Origin of the sequence: Hanstruepera ponticola, assembly GCF_012931685.1 — a bacterium.
Lineage (GTDB): Bacteria > Bacteroidota > Bacteroidia > Flavobacteriales > Flavobacteriaceae > Hanstruepera > Hanstruepera ponticola.
Genome location: NZ_JABANC010000001.1, coordinates 841,920 through 860,098 on the forward strand (window position 1 = coordinate 841,920; position 18,179 = coordinate 860,098).

At 33.4% G+C, this 18,179-nt stretch carries 22 protein-coding genes; 12 read left to right on the top strand and 10 right to left on the bottom strand.

Annotated elements, in window-relative coordinates:
- Positions 1 to 47: 47 nt before the first annotated feature.
- Positions 48 to 1,919, top strand: coding sequence for a SulP family inorganic anion transporter (locus HGK31_RS03760; RefSeq protein WP_191858541.1), 1,872 nt, complete (start codon positions 48 to 50; stop codon positions 1,917 to 1,919).
- A gap of 11 nt (positions 1,920 to 1,930) precedes the next feature.
- Positions 1,931 to 2,566, top strand: a complete 636-nt coding sequence (locus tag HGK31_RS03765) for a carbonic anhydrase family protein (protein ID WP_191858542.1) — start codon at positions 1,931 to 1,933, stop codon at positions 2,564 to 2,566.
- A gap of 49 nt (positions 2,567 to 2,615) precedes the next feature.
- Here HGK31_RS03765 and HGK31_RS03770 read toward each other — a convergent pair whose 3' ends face one another.
- Positions 2,616 to 3,137 carry a CvpA family protein gene (locus HGK31_RS03770; protein ID WP_191858543.1) on the bottom strand — a complete coding sequence of 174 codons (522 nt, stop codon included), beginning with the start codon at positions 3,135 to 3,137 and terminating at the stop codon, positions 2,616 to 2,618.
- A gap of 73 nt (positions 3,138 to 3,210) precedes the next feature.
- Here HGK31_RS03770 and HGK31_RS03775 point away from each other — a divergent pair, with 73 nt between their 5' ends.
- The 3 genes from HGK31_RS03775 to HGK31_RS03785 all read left to right on the top strand — a co-directional run bounded on the left by HGK31_RS03775 (position 3,211) and on the right by HGK31_RS03785 (position 5,061).
- On the top strand, positions 3,211 to 3,567 hold the full coding sequence (locus HGK31_RS03775; RefSeq protein ID WP_104735226.1) for a hypothetical protein: 357 nt from the start codon (positions 3,211 to 3,213) through the stop codon (positions 3,565 to 3,567).
- A 72-nt stretch (positions 3,568 to 3,639) separates the two neighbouring features.
- Positions 3,640 to 4,659 (top strand): phenylalanine--tRNA ligase subunit alpha, encoded by a 1,020-nt coding sequence (gene pheS, locus HGK31_RS03780; RefSeq protein WP_191858544.1) that lies wholly within the window; start codon positions 3,640 to 3,642, stop codon positions 4,657 to 4,659.
- Between the two features lie 6 nt (positions 4,660 to 4,665).
- On the top strand, positions 4,666 to 5,061 hold the full coding sequence (locus tag HGK31_RS03785; protein WP_191858545.1) for a hypothetical protein: 396 nt from the start codon (positions 4,666 to 4,668) through the stop codon (positions 5,059 to 5,061).
- Between the two features lie 129 nt (positions 5,062 to 5,190).
- Here the strand turns inward: HGK31_RS03785 and HGK31_RS03790 are convergent, their stop codons facing one another.
- Together HGK31_RS03790 and HGK31_RS03795 are read right to left on the bottom strand one after the other, a co-directional pair.
- The gene (locus tag HGK31_RS03790; RefSeq protein WP_191858546.1) at positions 5,191 to 5,628 is read right to left on the bottom strand and encodes a hypothetical protein; all 438 of its coding nucleotides are present in this window, start codon (positions 5,626 to 5,628) and stop codon (positions 5,191 to 5,193) included.
- A gap of 105 nt (positions 5,629 to 5,733) precedes the next feature.
- A complete protein-coding gene (locus tag HGK31_RS03795) occupies positions 5,734 to 6,735 on the bottom strand; it encodes an NAD(P)H-dependent glycerol-3-phosphate dehydrogenase (protein ID WP_191858547.1) in 1,002 nt (333 codons plus the stop codon).
- Positions 6,736 to 6,868: 133 nt separating this feature from the next.
- Between HGK31_RS03795 and HGK31_RS03800 the strand changes: the two genes are divergently transcribed.
- The 3 genes from HGK31_RS03800 (at position 6,869) to HGK31_RS03810 (ending at position 9,385) form a co-directional block, all read left to right on the top strand.
- A complete protein-coding gene (locus tag HGK31_RS03800; RefSeq protein WP_191858548.1) occupies positions 6,869 to 7,810 on the top strand; it encodes a nicotinic acid mononucleotide adenyltransferase in 942 nt (313 codons plus the stop codon).
- Positions 7,811 to 8,054: 244 nt separating this feature from the next.
- Complete coding sequence (lysM, locus tag HGK31_RS03805) at positions 8,055 to 8,555, top strand: peptidoglycan-binding protein LysM (RefSeq protein WP_104735232.1); 501 nt, start codon at positions 8,055 to 8,057, stop codon at positions 8,553 to 8,555.
- Positions 8,556 to 8,731: 176 nt separating this feature from the next.
- Positions 8,732 to 9,385, top strand: a complete 654-nt coding sequence (locus HGK31_RS03810; RefSeq protein ID WP_191858549.1) for a hypothetical protein — start codon at positions 8,732 to 8,734, stop codon at positions 9,383 to 9,385.
- A 46-nt stretch (positions 9,386 to 9,431) separates the two neighbouring features.
- Here HGK31_RS03810 and nadD read toward each other — a convergent pair whose 3' ends face one another.
- Genes nadD through HGK31_RS03825 form a run of 3 tightly spaced genes read right to left on the bottom strand, consistent with a single transcriptional unit; the run spans position 9,432 to position 11,448 of the window.
- On the bottom strand, positions 9,432 to 10,010 hold the full coding sequence (nadD, locus tag HGK31_RS03815) for a nicotinate (nicotinamide) nucleotide adenylyltransferase (protein ID WP_104735233.1): 579 nt from the start codon (positions 10,008 to 10,010) through the stop codon (positions 9,432 to 9,434).
- Between the two features lie 5 nt (positions 10,011 to 10,015).
- The gene (gmk, locus tag HGK31_RS03820) at positions 10,016 to 10,588 is read right to left on the bottom strand and encodes a guanylate kinase (protein WP_104735234.1); all 573 of its coding nucleotides are present in this window, start codon (positions 10,586 to 10,588) and stop codon (positions 10,016 to 10,018) included.
- Positions 10,589 to 10,590: 2 nt separating this feature from the next.
- Complete coding sequence (locus tag HGK31_RS03825) at positions 10,591 to 11,448, bottom strand: YicC/YloC family endoribonuclease (protein ID WP_191858550.1); 858 nt, start codon at positions 11,446 to 11,448, stop codon at positions 10,591 to 10,593.
- A 114-nt stretch (positions 11,449 to 11,562) separates the two neighbouring features.
- Between HGK31_RS03825 and HGK31_RS03830 the strand changes: the two genes are divergently transcribed.
- Positions 11,563 to 12,042: an acyl-CoA thioesterase gene (locus HGK31_RS03830; RefSeq protein WP_191858551.1), complete on the top strand. Its 480-nt coding sequence runs from the start codon at positions 11,563 to 11,565 to the stop codon at positions 12,040 to 12,042.
- On the opposite strand, the gene HGK31_RS03835 is transcribed toward HGK31_RS03830, so the two are convergent.
- Positions 12,031 to 12,927 carry a DMT family transporter gene (locus HGK31_RS03835; protein WP_191858552.1) on the bottom strand — a complete coding sequence of 299 codons (897 nt, stop codon included), beginning with the start codon at positions 12,925 to 12,927 and terminating at the stop codon, positions 12,031 to 12,033. The genes HGK31_RS03830 and HGK31_RS03835 overlap by 12 nt on opposite strands.
- A complete protein-coding gene (locus HGK31_RS03840; RefSeq protein ID WP_191858553.1) occupies positions 12,917 to 13,273 on the bottom strand; it encodes an arsenate reductase family protein in 357 nt (118 codons plus the stop codon). Before HGK31_RS03840 ends, HGK31_RS03835 begins: the two co-directional genes overlap by 11 nt.
- Positions 13,274 to 13,344: 71 nt before the next feature.
- On the opposite strand from HGK31_RS03840, the gene HGK31_RS03845 reads away from it, so the two are divergent.
- Entirely contained in the window at positions 13,345 to 13,800 is a 456-nt protein-coding gene (locus HGK31_RS03845) for a DinB family protein (RefSeq protein WP_104735239.1), read from the top strand.
- Here the strand turns inward: HGK31_RS03845 and HGK31_RS03850 are convergent, their stop codons facing one another.
- Positions 13,801 to 14,523: a DUF3298 and DUF4163 domain-containing protein gene (locus tag HGK31_RS03850; RefSeq protein WP_191858554.1), complete on the bottom strand. Its 723-nt coding sequence runs from the start codon at positions 14,521 to 14,523 to the stop codon at positions 13,801 to 13,803.
- A 90-nt stretch (positions 14,524 to 14,613) separates the two neighbouring features.
- Between HGK31_RS03850 and HGK31_RS03855 the strand changes: the two genes are divergently transcribed.
- Positions 14,614 to 15,753 carry a cystathionine gamma-synthase gene (locus HGK31_RS03855; RefSeq protein WP_191858555.1) on the top strand — a complete coding sequence of 380 codons (1,140 nt, stop codon included), beginning with the start codon at positions 14,614 to 14,616 and terminating at the stop codon, positions 15,751 to 15,753.
- A gap of 69 nt (positions 15,754 to 15,822) precedes the next feature.
- On the opposite strand, the gene HGK31_RS03860 is transcribed toward HGK31_RS03855, so the two are convergent.
- Positions 15,823 to 16,608, bottom strand: a complete 786-nt coding sequence (locus HGK31_RS03860; RefSeq protein WP_104735242.1) for a THC0290_0291 family protein — start codon at positions 16,606 to 16,608, stop codon at positions 15,823 to 15,825.
- Between the two features lie 227 nt (positions 16,609 to 16,835).
- Here HGK31_RS03860 and gdhA point away from each other — a divergent pair, with 227 nt between their 5' ends.
- Positions 16,836 to 18,179: an NADP-specific glutamate dehydrogenase gene (gene gdhA / locus HGK31_RS03865; RefSeq protein WP_191858556.1), complete on the top strand. Its 1,344-nt coding sequence runs from the start codon at positions 16,836 to 16,838 to the stop codon at positions 18,177 to 18,179.

The window sequence follows — 18,179 nt, forward strand, 5'->3', positions numbered from 1 at the left end:
AGATTTATGACAATAAAAAACTGTAAATTAGGGCAAGACGAAAAACTATGAAAAATTTATTTTCAAATTTAAGAGGTGATGCATTTGGAGGAATTACCGCTGGTATTGTTGCCTTGCCTCTTGCTCTAGCTTTCGGAGTATCTTCCGGTTTAGGACCAGATGCTGGGCTTTATGGCGCTATATTTATTAGTTTTTTCGCAGCACTTTTTGGAGGAACAAATACGCAAATATCTGGCCCAACGGCTCCAATGACAGCTGTTAGTATGGTTGTTATTGCTGGAATTATTGCTACAAATGATGGTGATGTAGAAAAAGCGCTTCCTGCAATCTTAACGGTTTTCCTCTTGGCTGGACTTATGCAAATAGGACTTGGTGCCATTGGACTTGGTAAGTATATCAGATACATTCCATATCCTGTTGTTTCTGGGTTTATGACAGCCATAGGTGTTATTATACTTTTAACTCAAGTGCTACCATCATTAGGATATTATCCTAAAGAAGATATGGAGTTTGTGCAGCAATTCAAACCTCAAGCCGAAGAGTTAATTTTAGAAAATATTTTGCGCGAAGAAGCAGGTGAAGGAATTTTGGTGCTTGAAGATTTTGAAGAAACAATAGACCGTGCACAACTCATTTCTGAAGAAGATATTTTAAGAGAATCGCAAACTTTAGCAGCAAAAGAGGCCTCCGGAGCATTAGGTGCTCTAAAGGTTGTTCCTAGAGCATTACAAAACATTAGCTGGTTAGAACTATTATTGGCTTTAGGAACTATTATTATAATTTATGGTTTTAAACGAATAACAAAAGCAGTTCCAAGTACTTTAGTAGCGCTAGTAGTTATGTCGGGTATTGCTATGGCATTTTCATTAGATTATAAACCTATTGAGCAAATTCCAGATGGTTTGCCCATTCCGAATTTGGACATCATTACCAGTTTTAAACTAAAATCTATTACGCCTTATATCTTTACAGCTCTTACTTTAGCCCTTTTAGGTGCCATAGATTCGCTGTTAACTAGTGTTGTGGCAGATAATATGACTAAAACAAAGCATAAACCAAATAAGGAATTAGTAGGACAGGGTATTGGGAATTCTGTAGCCGCACTTTTTGGTGGCATCCCTGGAGCAGGAGCAACCATAAGAACAGTTGTGAATATTAATTCTGGAGGAAAAACCAAATTATCAGGAATGATAGCTGGTTTACTCCTATTGGGCATTCTATTAATACCTGGATTGCCAAATCTTGCGTCAAATATACCCGCTGCGGTTCTAGCAGGTATTTTAATTACCGTTGGTATAGGTGTAATGGATTATAGAGGCTTAAAAGCTATTCCAAGTTTGCCGAAAGACATCAAATTTGGACCAATCAAATTTAGTTCAGAAGTAGTGATTATGCTAGTTGTTTTAGTATTGTCAACATTCTGGAATTTGGTTTATGCAGTTGGAATTGGTTTGGTATTTGCCTCACTAATGTTTATGAAGAAAATAGGTGATTTAACGGCAGAACGCTCTGATGTAAAATCATTAAAAGAAGAAGCATGGGCAGACGAATCAGAATTTCCAGAGAATCTCAAAGAAGAAGTTTTTATAAAACACTTAAAAGGACCACTGTTTTTTGGCTCTACTAGTGATTTTCAAGCCTTGGCAGCTCAAATTCCAGATACGGCCAAAACGGTTATTTTAAGATTAGATCGCATGCAATATATGGATCAATCCGGATTATATGCTATGGAAGATATGCTACAGGATTTAAACTTAAAACAAATACAAGTTTTATTTGTAGGCTTATTAAAACAGCCGCGTTATATGATGGAGCGTATTGATATTATTCCAGATTTAATTCCACAAGAACACATATTCAAAAAGTTTAAAAACTGCTTGAATTGGATAAAAGATAATGTAAAAGACACAATTAATTAAAAACAAAAAATATGGCACATATTTCAAATGCAATTGACAAAAAAGCACAAGATGTACTAACACCTAGTGGTGTTTTAAAAGATTTATTAGACGGTAATAACCGATTTGTTTCAAACAATTTAAATTCAACAGATAATCAAGCTTTAGTATCTCAAACTACTAGTGGGCAATTCCCTAAAGCCGTTATATTATCGTGTATAGATTCCAGAGTTCCTGTAGAGATCGTTTTTGATCAAGTAATTGGAGATGTTTTTGTAGCACGAGTAGCTGGAAATTTTGAAAACACGGATATTTTAGGAAGTATGGAATATTCCTGTAAAGTAGCAGGAAGTAAACTAGTGTTAGTTTTAGGACATGAGAGTTGCGGAGCTGTAAAAGCAGCTTGCGATGGTGTAGAATTGGGCAACATTACTGCTATGTTGGATAACATTATGCCTGCTGTTCATAAATCATCGGATGAAGTGGAAGGCGAAGCGAATTCTTCAAATAAAGATTTTGTTGCAGCAACGGTTGCAAATAATGTACGTTTAACTATGGATCGCATACGTGAAAAATCACCAATTTTAAAAGAAATGGAAGAACAGGGTGATATTAAAATAGTTGGAGGTGTCTATATGCTTTCAACAGGAAAAGTAGAAATGCTTTAAATAGTTTCAATTTTAAATATGAAAGAAGTCACTTTTTTAGTGGCTTTTTTTATTCCGTATGAGTTTCAGAATCATCTTTTTCAGTCATTTCAGCTTTAATAATAGTTGGGAATAACATAGGAGCTAGAGATTTTACAGGTTCATAAAGGACAGAATCTTGGGTATGTTCTTCATCAACAAAGGTGATGGTATTATTCATTTTATCAAAAATGATAAGTAATATACTTAAAATCAAACCTATTTTTAATAAACCAAAAACACCACCTAATAATTTATTCAGAAAACCCAATGCAGCAAAATCGGCTAATTTTGTTAGAGCTTTTCCAGCTAGAGCAATAACCAATACTATAATTATAAAAGTAATAGCAAAAGCGGTAATATTTATGGTTTTCTCACTCCAATCTACATGTTCTATCAATAAATCGGCTACGTAGTAACTAAAATGAATAGCACCGTAAATTCCTGCGATAAGTGCAACTAACGAAGCCACTTCAACAAAAAACCCTTTGAAAAAGCCTCGAATAAGTCCGAATCCTAATAAAGCAACTAAAACGATATCTATAATAGCCATATGTTGAAGATTTTCAGCAAATATAAAGTATTGCTATCTATCTACTTTGTAACTTTGTTTTTTTAAAATTATTATGTCAAGAGACGAAGAATTAAAACAACGTTGGGAGTTGGTAGTTGAAAAATTATCCAAGCAATTTGCAGATGGAGACACGCTTGATCTTGATGCTATAATTTATTTAATAGGTGTTCAAGAACTCGGACAATTTGATAGAAAATTCAAAAAAGACCATAAGCTAGACCTCATGCATATTGCCATTTGCAGACTTCTAGAGCCTTATGGCTATTATGAATTTGATTATTTTGATGAAGATAAATGGCCTCATTATAAAGTAAAGGAACAATTGCCAAATCTTAAAGCAGGTGAACAAAGTGTGCTTATGAAAGAGGCTATTGTAAACTATTTTCTTGAAGCCGAGTTTATTAATTAAGTTACTTGTATTGCTGAACTTGTTTCAGCTTCTCACAAAAAACACTAAATTTGCAGCCCTTATTAGGATATCATGATAGATAAATTAAAAGAATTAATTGCTGAAGCCGAAGCATTTAGTGCGCAATCAAAAGAAGAGGTTGAGGCATTTCGTATAAAATATTTAGGTAAAAAAGGATTACTTAATGATTATTTTAAGGAATTCAAAAATGTTGCTAATGATCAAAAAAAGGAATTTGGTCAAGTTATCAATACCCTAAAAAAAACGGCAGAAGATAAAGTAAATGCCTTAAAGGAAGAATTAGAAAGCAAGGAAGAAGTCAAAGGTATTTATGGTGACTTATCTAGACCTGGTGAGCCCATTGAAATTGGTGCTAGACATCCAATATCTATAGTTAAAAATCAGATTATTGACATCTTTTCACGTATTGGATTTAACGTCAGTGAGGGTCCAGAAATTGAAGATGATTGGCATAATTTCACAGCATTGAACTTGCCAGAATATCATCCAGCACGTGATATGCAGGATACGTTTTTTATTCAAACAAACCCTGATATTCTGTTGCGTACACATACCAGTTCGGTACAAGTGCGTTATATGGAAAATAACAATCCACCTATTCGTACTATTTCTCCTGGCCGCGTGTATAGAAACGAAGCTATTTCAGCACGTTCGCACTGTTTTTTCCATCAAGTAGAAGGTTTGTACATAGATAAAGACGTAAGTTTTGCAGACCTAAAACAAACACTTCAATATTTTACTACCGAAATGTTTGGCAAGAGTAAAATTCGTTTGCGACCATCGTATTTCCCATTTACAGAGCCAAGTGCAGAAGTAGATGTGTATTGGGGATTAGAAACAGAAACGGATTATAGAATAACTAAAGGAACAGGTTGGTTAGAGATTATGGGTTGCGGAATGGTAGATCCTAATGTGTTAGAAAACTGCGGAATAGATTCTAAAACCTATTCCGGTTTTGCTTTTGGTATGGGTATTGACCGTATTGCCATGCTATTGCATCAAATAGGAGACATACGATTGTTGAGTGAGAATGATGTGCGTTTTTTAGAGCAGTTTAAGTCGGCACTTTAATACGTAATGAAAAAAGACATTAACATTCCAGTAGTTAAAGACGTTCACGTAGCTGTTGTAAACGAGTTCAATAAAGAACATCACACACACGATTGGAATGCCTATATTATTAATAACAAAGATGTAGATTTAGATACCGTTTTAATAGTAACAAAAGGTTATAGCCAGGATAAAATTACGCCTGTTATGCGTCACACTATTAAAATGTTACCAGCACGCAGCTATGCTAAAATAGAATACTTACAAGAAGATGTTTTAAGACTTAACAACGAGTTTAAAGTCACTTTTTTTGACGGGAATACCATGTTTGATAAAACGTATCTTTTTAGAAAAAATACCATAAATAAAAAGGCTCTGCAAACCTTACCATTAATGCAGGAAAAAGGGGTTTTGGTGAAGTAGTTTCGTTTACGGTTTTGTATAAGAATAGTGCGGTTTTGCGTGCGAGGAATTTCCGCAGGAAATTCAGAAGTAGCAAAAGTGGGCTATTCGTTGATTTAGCACTAAACTAAGCATTATTTTTATACGTTGTTACCCAACGTTTTTTTCTTTCCGTTCAATATGGTGAAATTCTTGAGTTTGTTCCTTTTCGGATTTATATTCTTTTTCGTCTGTTAAAATCCAAGAGTTTAAATTCAGATATAATTCAGTAATTCCTTTCGTCCTAGACTTGCTTTTCCCAGCAGTAAAGTCAACTTTAAATTCAGCCTTTACTTTTGCTTCTTTAATTAATTCCGTTTCAATATTGTGCTTTTTTAAATCGTCCGCAAACCATTCCGAAATTTCATAAAACATATTAAAGTCAGTTTTCGATTCCGCATTATTGAGTTTTTGTGTTCTATTCAGGAAATCAAATTCAATAATTCCACTTTCCAATTCAACCAAAGATTTCATATCGTTCACTATTTTCCAACCTGCGAACATATCGCAAAAAATATCTGTATGATGTTGAAGTCTTTTCCTTCTCATTGTTGGTTGGTCAAATGTTGGGTAACGTTCTGATACGAATCCGTTTCAATGATTTGTATCTTCTGTAAACGAAGTTCTGCTATTTTTTTGAAAATGTCAAATGGGTTAATCCAACTTATCTGTTAATTTCTTAAACACTTTTTTAGCGTCTTTGCCTTCATATAAAATACTGTAAACAGCATCTATTATAGGCAGGCGTGTTTTCTTTTTGTTTTTCTCGTTAAGCAAGTGTGCACTTTTTGTAGCGTAGTAACCTTCGGCAACCATGTTCATTTCCATCATGGCACTTTTTACGGTATAGCCTTTACCAATCATGTTTCCAAACATACGGTTTCTGGAAAACACCGAGTAACCCGTTACCAATAAATCTCCAAGGTAAGCCGAGTTGTTGATGTTGCGTTTCATTTTGTGCATTTTCTTTATAAAACGCTTCATTTCACGAATGGCATTACTCATTAGCACACTCTGAAAGTTGTCTCCATAGCCTAAACCATGAGCAATTCCTGCCGCAATAGCATAGATGTTTTTTAGCATGACGGCATATTCAGTACCAATAATGTCATCGCTTATTTTGGTTTTTATGTAGTCACTAGATAAGGCATCAGCAATGGCTTGTGCTTTTTCGGCATCAGCACAAGAAATGGTTAAATACGATAAACGTTCTAAAGCCACCTCTTCAGCATGACAAGGTCCAGCAATTACTGCAATATTTTCGAAAGGAATATTATAAATATCATGAAAGTGCTCACCCACTAATAAACCAGACTCAGGAATAATGCCTTTTACTGCCGAAACAATAATTTTATCGCTAATATCTGCTGTAAGCTTTTCTAGCTCTCCATGCATAAAAGCTGACGGAATAACAAAAATCAGTACATCGGCATAGTTTGCCATTTCGTTGATATTGTTACTTAATTTAAGTTGATTAACCTTAAATTCAACCGAACTCAAATAACTTGGGTTATGGTACTCTTTTAAAATGTGCTCTTTGGTATAAACACTTCGCATATACCAACCCACTTCCTCTAAATTTTCCGATAACATTTTTACAATAGCTGTTGCCCAACTACCTGCTCCAAACACCGCGTACTTTAAAGGTTTGTCCATAAACTGTAATTTGTTTTTACAAATCAAAAGTACATAAAAAAAGCCGCTTTAAAAACTCTTGTTCAATAGAAGCGTTTTGATTTTGGCACGTGTTTTGAAACTCTTAAAACAATAACTTTAAAATGAAAGCCTTATGAAGACATTAAAACTACTTTTAGTATTTGCAGTATCGGCAACGCTATTTACGTCTTGTTATACTGAAGAGATAATTGTTGATGGATACAATCCAGAACCAGCACCTTCAATTTCATTGAATCAGTTATTGAACTCATATGAGTTGTGGTATGTAGATATAAATGAAACCATAGGTTATGGTGAAACGCCGTTTTTACAAATAGCGTTTACAGTGTCGTTTAGAAACGGAAACTTATTTGCCAATAACAATTTAGTTGGAATAGGAAGCCAAGGAAATGGATATGGTATTCAGGTAGGAAGTTATGATGCCCATAATATGATTCTAGATGTGTATCATGTTATTGATGGTTACCAAACCTTTGATGTGTATCAAATAAACAATAATACCATTGAATTGTATAACCCAAATAATGATACATCTTATTTTTTAAGAGGCTATCAACGTGCCAATTTTGATTACGATTTTGTGTTTTATGATAACATTCATTATTTCTTACAAGAATATGAAGCTTGGGAAAAAACATATACAAGCCCAACAGGTACTATAAACGAATTTGATAATGAAAACTACTTACAGTTTTTAGCTGGCGGGAATGATTCAGAATTTAGAAGTTCACAAGATACGAATGTTGGAAACCCAAATAATATATATTGGGATTACACAGGAATTTATGGCGTGAGTAATATTCCAGGTAATATGTATTTGAAAACCTTGACTTTGGATTATGATTATTTTGGAAATGAACATTTTGAATTAAGTGTTCTTAATGATGCCAGAATAGAACTGTATCACATAGCCTCTGGTACCATTTATGAATTTACAGGACGCGGCTATATACAATATTTAAGAAATGCCGAGGGTAAGCAATCAAGTAAGGCTAAAAAACGAAATTTTAAGTCAGAACGTAAAGAAAACCCTCGTGAAAGTAATCGTGTATAATTTTTTAAAGTAGTATGTGACCTTTTGTAAAGAATGGTGTCAAAATAGATACAAGATTAAATTCAAATAAAGGTTGAAAACAAACTATTGTTTAGATTAAGATTTTTGGTTGGTAGGAACTGTCTGCGAAATTAGTAACAGGCAGTTTCTTTTTTTTTGAGTTAAACTAATTAGTTTTTGCAATAGGATTTAAACAAGAATTTTTTGAACTTTACCAATATTAACATAAAACATATAAACAATCATGGGATTATTTTCATTTATTAAAGATGCAGGAGCCAAAATTTTTGGAATAGGAAAAACATCGGCTGAAGAAGCTGCCGAAGCAGCAGCAGATGCTGCTGAAGCAAAAAGGAAAAGAGAAGAAGCTGCAGCAGGCAGGCTTGAAGAAACCATAAGCGATTTACAATTACAAGTTGAAAATTTAGACATTCATATCTCTGGTGATTTAGCAACCGTAAAGGGTATGGCCTATGACCAAGCTACAAAAGAAAAGGTGGTTTTGGTTGTTGGTAATTCTAATGGCATAGCGACAGTTGATGACCAAATGACGGTTGAACATAAGGAGCCTGAAGCACAATTTCATACTGTAGTGAGTGGAGATACTTTGGGGAAAATTGCCAAAAATTATTATGGTAATGCTATGAAATACCCAGTAATTTTTGAGGCCAATAAACCTATGCTTAAAGATCCAGATTTAATTTATCCAGGTCAGGTTTTGCGAATTCCAGCTTTGGATAAATAATTAATTTACTACCATATTTTAATAAAGCCAACTTTAATAGTTGGCTTTTTTATTGAAAATAGGTGTTGGATTTATACAAATGAATGCAAAGAATAACTGCGTTTTTGTAACATATTTATTTCATCCAAGAAAAATTGTGTTTTATCTGGTTTTTATTTTTTAAACGAAAAAAGTCAATGAAACATCGAAAAATTATGGCAAATGAATTGATTACGTGTAGTTTAGATTTCACAACCCAAACTACTATAATCATGAAAAAACTTAATTTATTTTTGACTGCACTATTAACAATCCTATTAATTAATTGTACTACTGAAGAAAGTTTAAACGAAAATTTAGAAACCAATAAAGATCCTAATTTTAGAGTTGAAGAATTTAGCAATCAGTTTAACCGACTGGATTCGGAAGAGCCATGCATCTATTTATGGCTTTTAGCAGGACAGCATGACCAAGCTGGAAGCGTGAGTGTTGATATTGAAGGTGAAGATTTAGTAATTACATACACTACGCAAGAAGATTGGGTAATCAATGCAACCCATATGAGTATTGGAAATTGTGGTGAGCAAGAAATTCCTACTACTGGTTCAGGAAACCCTAAAATAGGTAAGTTCGAACATGGTACAAGCCACAGTATCGGAGTGAATGAGGTAGTTTATTATATAAATAGAGAATCATTAAATGATTTATATTGTTTTGCAGCACACGCCGTAGTAACGGGACCTGATGGTGAAGAAACGGCATGGGCAGAAGGCATTGAATTTGGAGGGAATAGTTGGGCTATGTATGTAGAAGCCACACAATCTGAATGCTACTATATAGATGAAAAATAACAGTTAACTAAATAAAAAAAAGCCAACTTTAACGAGTTGGCTTTTTTTATTTGTAAAAATTCATCTCATCCACATATTCCCAAACATGTTCTGGAAGCATGGGTCTAATATTTTGACCAGCTTTTATAGCTTTTCTAATAAATGTAGACGATAATTGAATAATTGGTGCCTGTACGTGATGTATTCTTTCATGTTGATCAAATTGTGTTTCAATTTTTCCATCTGAAATTCTCGGATAGACATATATATCATGATTATCAAGAATGAGTTGATAGTTTTTCCACTTATGAAAACTCTTTAAATTATCCTCTCCCATAATTAGTGAAAAAGTTTTATCAAGATATTTTTCTTGCAGATAAGCCAATGTATTTATAGTGTAATTAGGTTGCGGTAGATTAAATTCAATATCACTTGGATATAGATTGGTATAATCTTTTGTAGCACGATAAACCATTTCTAAACGCTGGTAATTATCCAGGAGGGATTGCTTTTTTTTAAAAGGACTTTGTGGCGTGACAACCAACCATATCTGGTCTAAATCACTATTTTCAGCCAGATGGTTTGCAATAATTAAATGACCAACATGAATAGGATTAAATGTTCCAAAGTATAAACCAACCTTCATAAACACTAACTATTTATAAATTCAGATACAAGCGTTTCGGCTTCTTTGAGTGCTTTTTCTAAATTATCATTTTCAATAACAACGTCAAATAAAGGAGCTGTTGCCAATTCAGCAGAGGCTTTTGCAATACGCATGTTTATTTTGTCCTCGCTTTCGGTTTTACGCTTTTTAAGCCTGATTTTTAATTCATCAATACTAGGAGGCTTTACAAAAACAGCCAAAGTTTGTTCCGGGAATTTGCGCTTTATACGTAATCCGCCAGACACGTCAATATCAAAAATCACGTGTTTACCAAGAGACCAAATGCGCTCAACTTCAGTTTTTAAAGTACCGTAAAAATTATCACGATACACTTCTTCCCACTCTAAAAACTCATCGTTTTTTATTTTATTTTTAAATTCTTTAGCTGATAAAAAATAGTAGTCTTTAGCATGAATTTCTTCACCACGTTTTTCACGGGATGTGGCTGAAATTGAAAATTCCAGATTTAAGGCATCAATTTCCAATAAATGCCTAACTATGGTTGTTTTTCCAGATCCTGAAGGTGCCGAGAATACGATGAGTTTTCCTTTATTCATACTTACAAAACATTCAATAACTGTTCCTTAATTTTTTCAAGCTCATCTTTCATTTGAACAACTAATTTTTGCATAGGTGCATAGTTGCTTTTAGATCCAATAGTATTTATTTCCCTACCAATTTCTTGGCCTATAAAACCTAGTTTTTTACCATTAGAATCCGCAGAATCCAAGGATTTTATAAAGTACTCTAAATGATTTTTAAGGCGGACTTTTTCTTCAGTAATATCAAATTTTTCAATGTAAAACACTAATTCTTGTTCAAAGCGGTTTTCATCAACTTTTTCTTTAAGCTCTTCAACACCTTTCCTTAAGCGCTCACGTACACCTTCAATACGCTCAGGATCCATAGCGATAACTTGCTCTAATAAATGATCAATATTTTGAATACGATTTCGAAAATCATTTTCAAGCACTTTACCTTCATCCAAGCGGTATTTTTCAATACGTTGTAATGCGGCTTCAATTTCATTCAAGATAGCTTTCCATTCATCATCATCAATATCATCGCGCTCTGTATTAAGTGCATCGGGAAATCTAACAGCCATTTTTAAGAGCTCGATGTTATCACCATCAACAACCTCCTTCAATTGCTTCATGTATTGATTAACAACAGGTTTGTTAAGCTGTGTTGTGGTTTCTTCGCCTGTCATTTCAACATAAATTGAGAAATCGATTTTTCCACGTTCTAATTGATTGCCAATTAATTTGCGCAGACTTAATTCCTTTTCTCTGTAAATTGAAGGCATTCTAGCATTCAAGTCAAGATTTTTGCTATTCAGTGATTTTATCTCAATAGTTATTTTTTTGGTTGGCAACTGTAAAACAGATTTGCCATATCCTGTCATTGAATGTATCATAAGCTTGTTTAAAGTGATACAAAGGTAACCAAAACTGTAGGTTTTGAAAACAGAAAACGGTTTAATACGTTCCTAGTTATAAATTGTATTTTTGTTCTTTTATAATTACTGGATATGTTTACTAAACAATTTGAAATACGCTGGAATGATTTAGATGCCAATATGCATTTGGCAAATGCGTCTTATATGAATTTTATGAGTCATACTCGAATGGCTTTTTTTGAAGAATTTGGATTTTCACTTCACGAAATAGCTAAACATGAACTAGCACCTATTGTGTTTTATGAACACATTTATTACTTTAAGGAGGCACATATTGGAGACCCAATAACTGTTGGATTGGAAGTTACAGGTTTGAGTGGTGATGGCATGTTTTTTAGTATAGAACATAATTTTTATGACGAAAGAGCTAAGAATATAGCACATTGCGAGATGCTTGGCGCCTGGATGAATTTTAAAACCAGGAAGTTAACCCATTTAAATGATGAGTTGATGGCTTGTGCAAGCCGTTTCCCAAAATCTAAAGATTTTAAAATACTCACAAAAGCAGATACACGCAAGTACCAAAAACGGCCAATAGATTTAAACCTTTAATTTGGGTTTTTTAGTTACCAAATAAACTCCAGTAAAGATTAGAGATGCTGCTATCAATTTAATGGAATTAATGGTGTCACTTCCCATAATGATAGCAAAAACACCAGCAATTACAGGTTGAATATATAAGAACGTGCTTACGGTTGAGGCTTTTAGTTGCCTTAAGGCTAGTGGATTTAATAAGTATGTGGCAAAGGTTGCACCTAAAATCACAAACACAACTGAAAATATAATATAAGGTGGAAAATTAGTCCAGACTACTTCTGAAAGTTCGCCATATCCAAACGGAATAACCATAATTAAACCAAATAAAAACAACCAACGAATAAATGTAAACGGATGGTATTTATCAGTTATTTTTTTGATGAGAATCAAATAAATACTGTATGAAACGGCGTTTATAAAAACCAAGGTATTTCCCAATAAAATATTATCTCCTATTTGAGTAGATTTTCCGTAAATACTTAAAATAATAGCACCTGCAAATCCTAATAGAATTCCAGTAAATTTTAAATTAGTAATACGTTCTTTTAAAAATATAGCAGATAACACCAAAACAACAATTGGCACCACAGTCATAATAACTGATGCATGAATGGGTGTTGTAAACTCAAGGCCTTTAAAAAAAGTAAGCATGTTTAAGGCGATGCCAAAAATTGAGGCTATAAAGAATTTGAAATAATCCTTCCTGTCAACTTTTTCCATAGGTGTAAACAAGCTCAATAGCCAAAATAAAGCTGTTGCACCAATTATTCGGAGTAATATAAAACCATAAGGCTTAATATGTCCATCATCAATAACATCGTTGGCAAAAGTAAAAGTGAGTCCGTAAATAACCTGAACCATAAAGGCAGCAAAAAGTGCGAAAATTCGGTTATTTCCCACTTAAAGTATTTTTAACCTGTTCAACTGTTTTTCTAGAATTACCAATAAAAATAAGATCATCAATAATGATAACTGGACGACTTAAAAATGTATAATGCTCAAGAATATAATGTTTAAAGTCAGCTTCTGATAGTGCGGTATTTTTTAAATCCATTTCCTTATAAAGTTTGGCACGCTTACTAAAAAGGGATTCGTAGCTTCCTGAAAGTTTTTGCATTTGTTCCAATTGCTTTACAGTTATGGGTTCAGTTTTTATGTCCTGAAGCTCGAAATCAGAGGATAAGTCAAGTTCTTTTAAAATACGGATACAAGTATTACAAGTTTTGAGATAATATACTTTTTTCATGCTAAACAAATATGATGCAAAGTAAATTCATTTTAGTAGAATTTGGTTAATTTTAGTCAAAAATTAAAATTATGGATTGGGCTTTTGATATTTCAATTAAGAACAGAAAACTTTTAGAATCATTTTTAGAAAACTATTCGCTTGAGCAATTAAATAAAATCCCTAAAGGCTTTAGCAATAATATTATTTGGAACATTGCACATACCATAGTCACACAACAACTACTGGTTTATAGATTATCTGGGTTACCTTGTATGATTTCTGACGACTTGATTGAACGATTTAAAAAAGGAACTAAACCAGAGTCTGACTTGTCGCAGGCTGAAGTTGATGCCATACATAACTTGTTGTTTTCAACCATTGAAAAAACAAAAGAAGACTATAAAAATAAGTCATTTCAACAATTTAATGAATACACAGTTACTACAAAAAGCAGGCTAACAAATGTCGAAGAGGCTATTGATTTTAATTGTTACCATGAAGGCATACATTTGGGTGTTATTTTAGCCATCAGGAAATTTATTTAATTATTTGTAATTTAAAAGGGCGTTTACTTCACTAAATGGAATATGTATTTCAGTAATACCTGAAGAATAAGGCGCAATTTCATAGGTGTTGTAGAGCAATATTAAGCCTTCGTCATTTAAACCTATATTGGCAGGTAGAGTAAAATTATCTGGCTCAAAATAATCTTCTTTTTTATCAGAAATTTCCATGAAAAAGTGGTCTTTTGCCAAATTTTCGAAAGCAGTAAAATCTGAAAATAAATCGTTGTTTGAAATTGAATTTCCAGTTTGAGTATCAAAATTCAAAAAAGTAACAATAACATTGCCATGTGCGCCTCCCGTATTTTGGTAGTTAGTAATTGCCAATGAAATAATGGCATCAGATTGATAGGTGACCTCACCATCTATTTGTGCTTCCCAAACCATAGGGCTTTCTGGAAAATCTGCTTTAAAGTTTTTATACTCTCTATTAAACCGACTAACACTTTCTTTAACTGATGATGAAGTTGCGGTTTCTGAATCCCCAATTGATAAAGATGTTATAAGTACTTCGTCTATTTTTGTGTTTATTTTTTCAGAAACATTATCATTTCCAATCGCTTTAGGAACATAGATTTCTACAAGACTATTATCATCAGTTGTAATATTTACCTCTTTAAAAGTAATATTGGTTTTATCTTCAGCACAAGATAAAGTCAGCAGCATTGAGACTATTATAATCAGAATGTAATAATAATTTCGCATAATATATTTCTTGTTAATATTATACTAAAGGTAATTATTGCATTTAAATACACCAATTAAAATATAACTTTGTGAAAACAATAGTTATTTATGAAATTCAATACGAAAACAATTCATGGTGGTCAAAAACATGATCCTGCTTATGGTTCTGTGATGCCACCAATTTATCAAACATCGACATACGCACAAAGTACGCCAGGAGGACATAAGGGATTCGAGTATTCACGAACACACAACCCAACGAGGCAGGCACTGGAAAATGCTTTTGCTAGTATTGAAAACGGTGAGTTTGGGTTGGCTTTTGGTTCTGGTCTAGCTGCTATTGATGCCGTAATTAAGTTATTAGAACCAGGAGATGAAGTAGTTTCAACTAATGATTTGTACGGTGGGTCATACAGGTTATTTACTTCTATATTTAAGAAATTTGGTATAATATTTCATTTTGTAGGTATGGAAAATGCCACAAATATTGAAAACTATATAAATGAAAAAACCAAGTTGATTTGGGTTGAAACACCAACAAACCCTATGATGAATATCATAGATATTAAAGCCTGTTCAGATATTGCTAAAAAGCACAACTTATTATTGGCAGTAGATAATACGTTTGCTACTCCTTATTTACAACAACCACTAGATTTGGGAGCCGATATTGTGATGCATTCAGCTACAAAGTATTTAGGAGGACATAGTGATGTTGTTATGGGAGCTTTAGTTGTTAAAGATAAAGAACTGGCAGAAAGATTGTATTTCATTCAAAATGCTAGTGGTGCGGTTTGTGGTCCACAGGATAGCTTTTTAGTATTAAGAGGTATTAAAACATTACATATCCGTATGCAGCGTCATTGCGAAAACGGACAGGCTGTAGCATTATACTTAAATTCCCATCCAAAAGTTGAAAAAGTATACTGGCCAGGATTTGAAAATCATCTAAACCATCAAGTCGCCAAAGAACAAATGAATGGATTTGGAGGAATGGTTTCGTTTACAACCAAAGACAATAATTATGAAGCAGCCATAAAAATTGTTGAAAAATTAAAAGTATTTACTCTAGCTGAATCTTTAGGAGGAGTTGAATCTTTAGCGGGACATCCAGCGAGTATGACACATGCCAGTATTCCAAAAAAAGAACGTGAAAAAACAGGCGTCGTTGATTCACTCATTCGTTTGAGTGTAGGAATTGAGGATGAAGAAGATTTAATTGCCGATTTAAAACAAGCCATCGGATAAATAACATAAACGTCTTAAAATAAAAAAGCCAAGTTTAAAACTTGGCTTTTCTTTCTTTTTTTATGGTGATTAATCTAGATAATATATATAACCAAAGTTTAACCAAACTAACCAATCATTATGCTTGTTTGAATCTAATTGATGATTTAAACCATCTATCCAGTCACTAAAATAATATTGCCACCTTAAATCCAGCATTAAATCAGATAGTTTTGTAAGCTTATAACGTGCTCCAATACTGGTTACTACAGACCAAGTACTTCCTGAATCTGGATTGATTGATCCAGGTTCCCATTTACTCCAGAAATTAGTGTGATCAGCAATAGTCTGTGTGCCATAGGTTGTATAAGCTTTTGGATTGTACGACGTATAATGAGCTCCTAAACTTACAAAGGGTGCTATACGATAACTAAATGCTTGGAAAGACCGAATACTTTTTGGGAAATATTCTAGTTGCATACCAATATCAAAATTGTTGGCCTCACCAGTGTGTCCTCTCAAACGGTCATCATCTTGATAACCAGCTCTTGGTTCTTGCCATTGACCAAAATGCTCGAGTTTGGTTGAGTTGTACGATATTTCGCTACGCAATTTGAAATGGTCATTAAAATAAGTATCTGTTGAATAACAATTACAATCCGCTCTGTAAGCAAAATTAATATAGTGAATAAGACCAATACCATAACCTGAATTACCTAGGTTAGTTTCTTCGCTATTTCTTACTCCAAAATCTGATCTGAATTGAACAGGTCCAACAATGGCACCAATTTCATGAGAAAACCCTAGCTGCGAAAAGCCAAATTGTAACCCAGCGATAAAGGCCAAAGCTACGGTTAATTGTTTCAAATTGAACATAGTATAAATTTCAATAATTTAGAGCAAACTGTTAACAAATATATAAAAACGCCTTTATCTACCAAATTTATTGTTGAAATCCAGTTGCTTATGTAACAAATTAACGAATAATTTATTATTTCTAGATGTATTATGAAAAATAAAAAAATGATAATTCTTTTTTAAAGATAATGTATATTTGTGCCCATAAATTTTAATATTATATATATTTCTTAAAAACTGAAGAAATGAAGGACAAAATCAATGCTTTTTTAGATACTGTAAAAAAAATAAATGGTCACGAACCAGAATTTTTACAAGCTGTTCACGAAGTTGCTGAAACGGTAATTCCGTTTATTGAGGCAAACCCCAAATATCAAGATAAGATGTTGCTTGAGAGAATGATAGAGCCAGAACGTACTATAATTTTTAGAGTTCCCTGGGTTGATGATAACGGTAAAACTCAAGTTAATAGAGGGTATAGAGTGGAATTTAATTCGGCTATAGGTCCTTATAAAGGTGGTTTGCGTTTTCACCCATCAGTGAACTTAAGTATTTTAAAATTTTTAGGCTTTGAACAAGTATTTAAAAACTCATTAACAACCTTACCAATGGGAGGCGGAAAAGGTGGAAGTGACTTTGATCCAAAAGGCAAGAGTGATAATGAAGTCATGCGTTTTTGTCAATCATTCATGTCAGAATTGTTCAGACATATTGGAGCTAATACTGATGTTCCTGCTGGTGATATTGGTGTAGGAGCTAGAGAAATTGGTTACATGTTTGGTCAATATAAAAGACTCCGAAATGAATTTACTGGTGTTTTAACAGGTAAAGGAATGTCTTACGGTGGATCTTTAATAAGACCAGAAGCTACTGGTTATGGTTGTGTGTATTTTGCTAAAAATATGTTGGCTACAAAAGGTGATTCATTTGAAGGAAAAACAGTGGTTATTTCAGGTTCTGGTAACGTTGCACAATATGCATGTGAAAAAGCTACTCAATTAGGAGGTAAAGTTGTTACTATGTCTGATTCTTCAGGATACATTCATGACACTGACGGAATTGATGCAGATAAGTTAGCTTTTATTATGGAGCTTAAAAATGTAAAAAGAGGAAGAATTAGCGAGTATGTTGATAAATATGCAACGGCTACATTCCATGCCAATGAGAGACCATGGTCTGTTAATTGTGATATTGCCTTACCATGTGCAACTCAAAATGAATTAAATGGAGATGAAGCAAAAATGTTAATCAATAATAATGTTGTAGCAGTTGCAGAAGGTGCTAATATGCCAACTACTCCAGATGCTATTGAAGCTTTCCAAAAGGCTAAAGTTTTATTTTCTCCTGGAAAGGCATCAAATGCTGGAGGCGTTGCTACATCAGGACTTGAAATGAGTCAAAATTCACTTCGTTTAAACTGGACACGCGAAGAGGTTGATACTAAATTGAATCAAATCATGAATGATATACATGAATCTTGTGTAACTTATGGAAAACAAGATGACGGTTATGTTGACTATGTAAAAGGGGCAAATGTTGCTGGCTTTGTAAAAGTTGCTGATGCTATGTTGGCACAAGGAGTTGTTTAA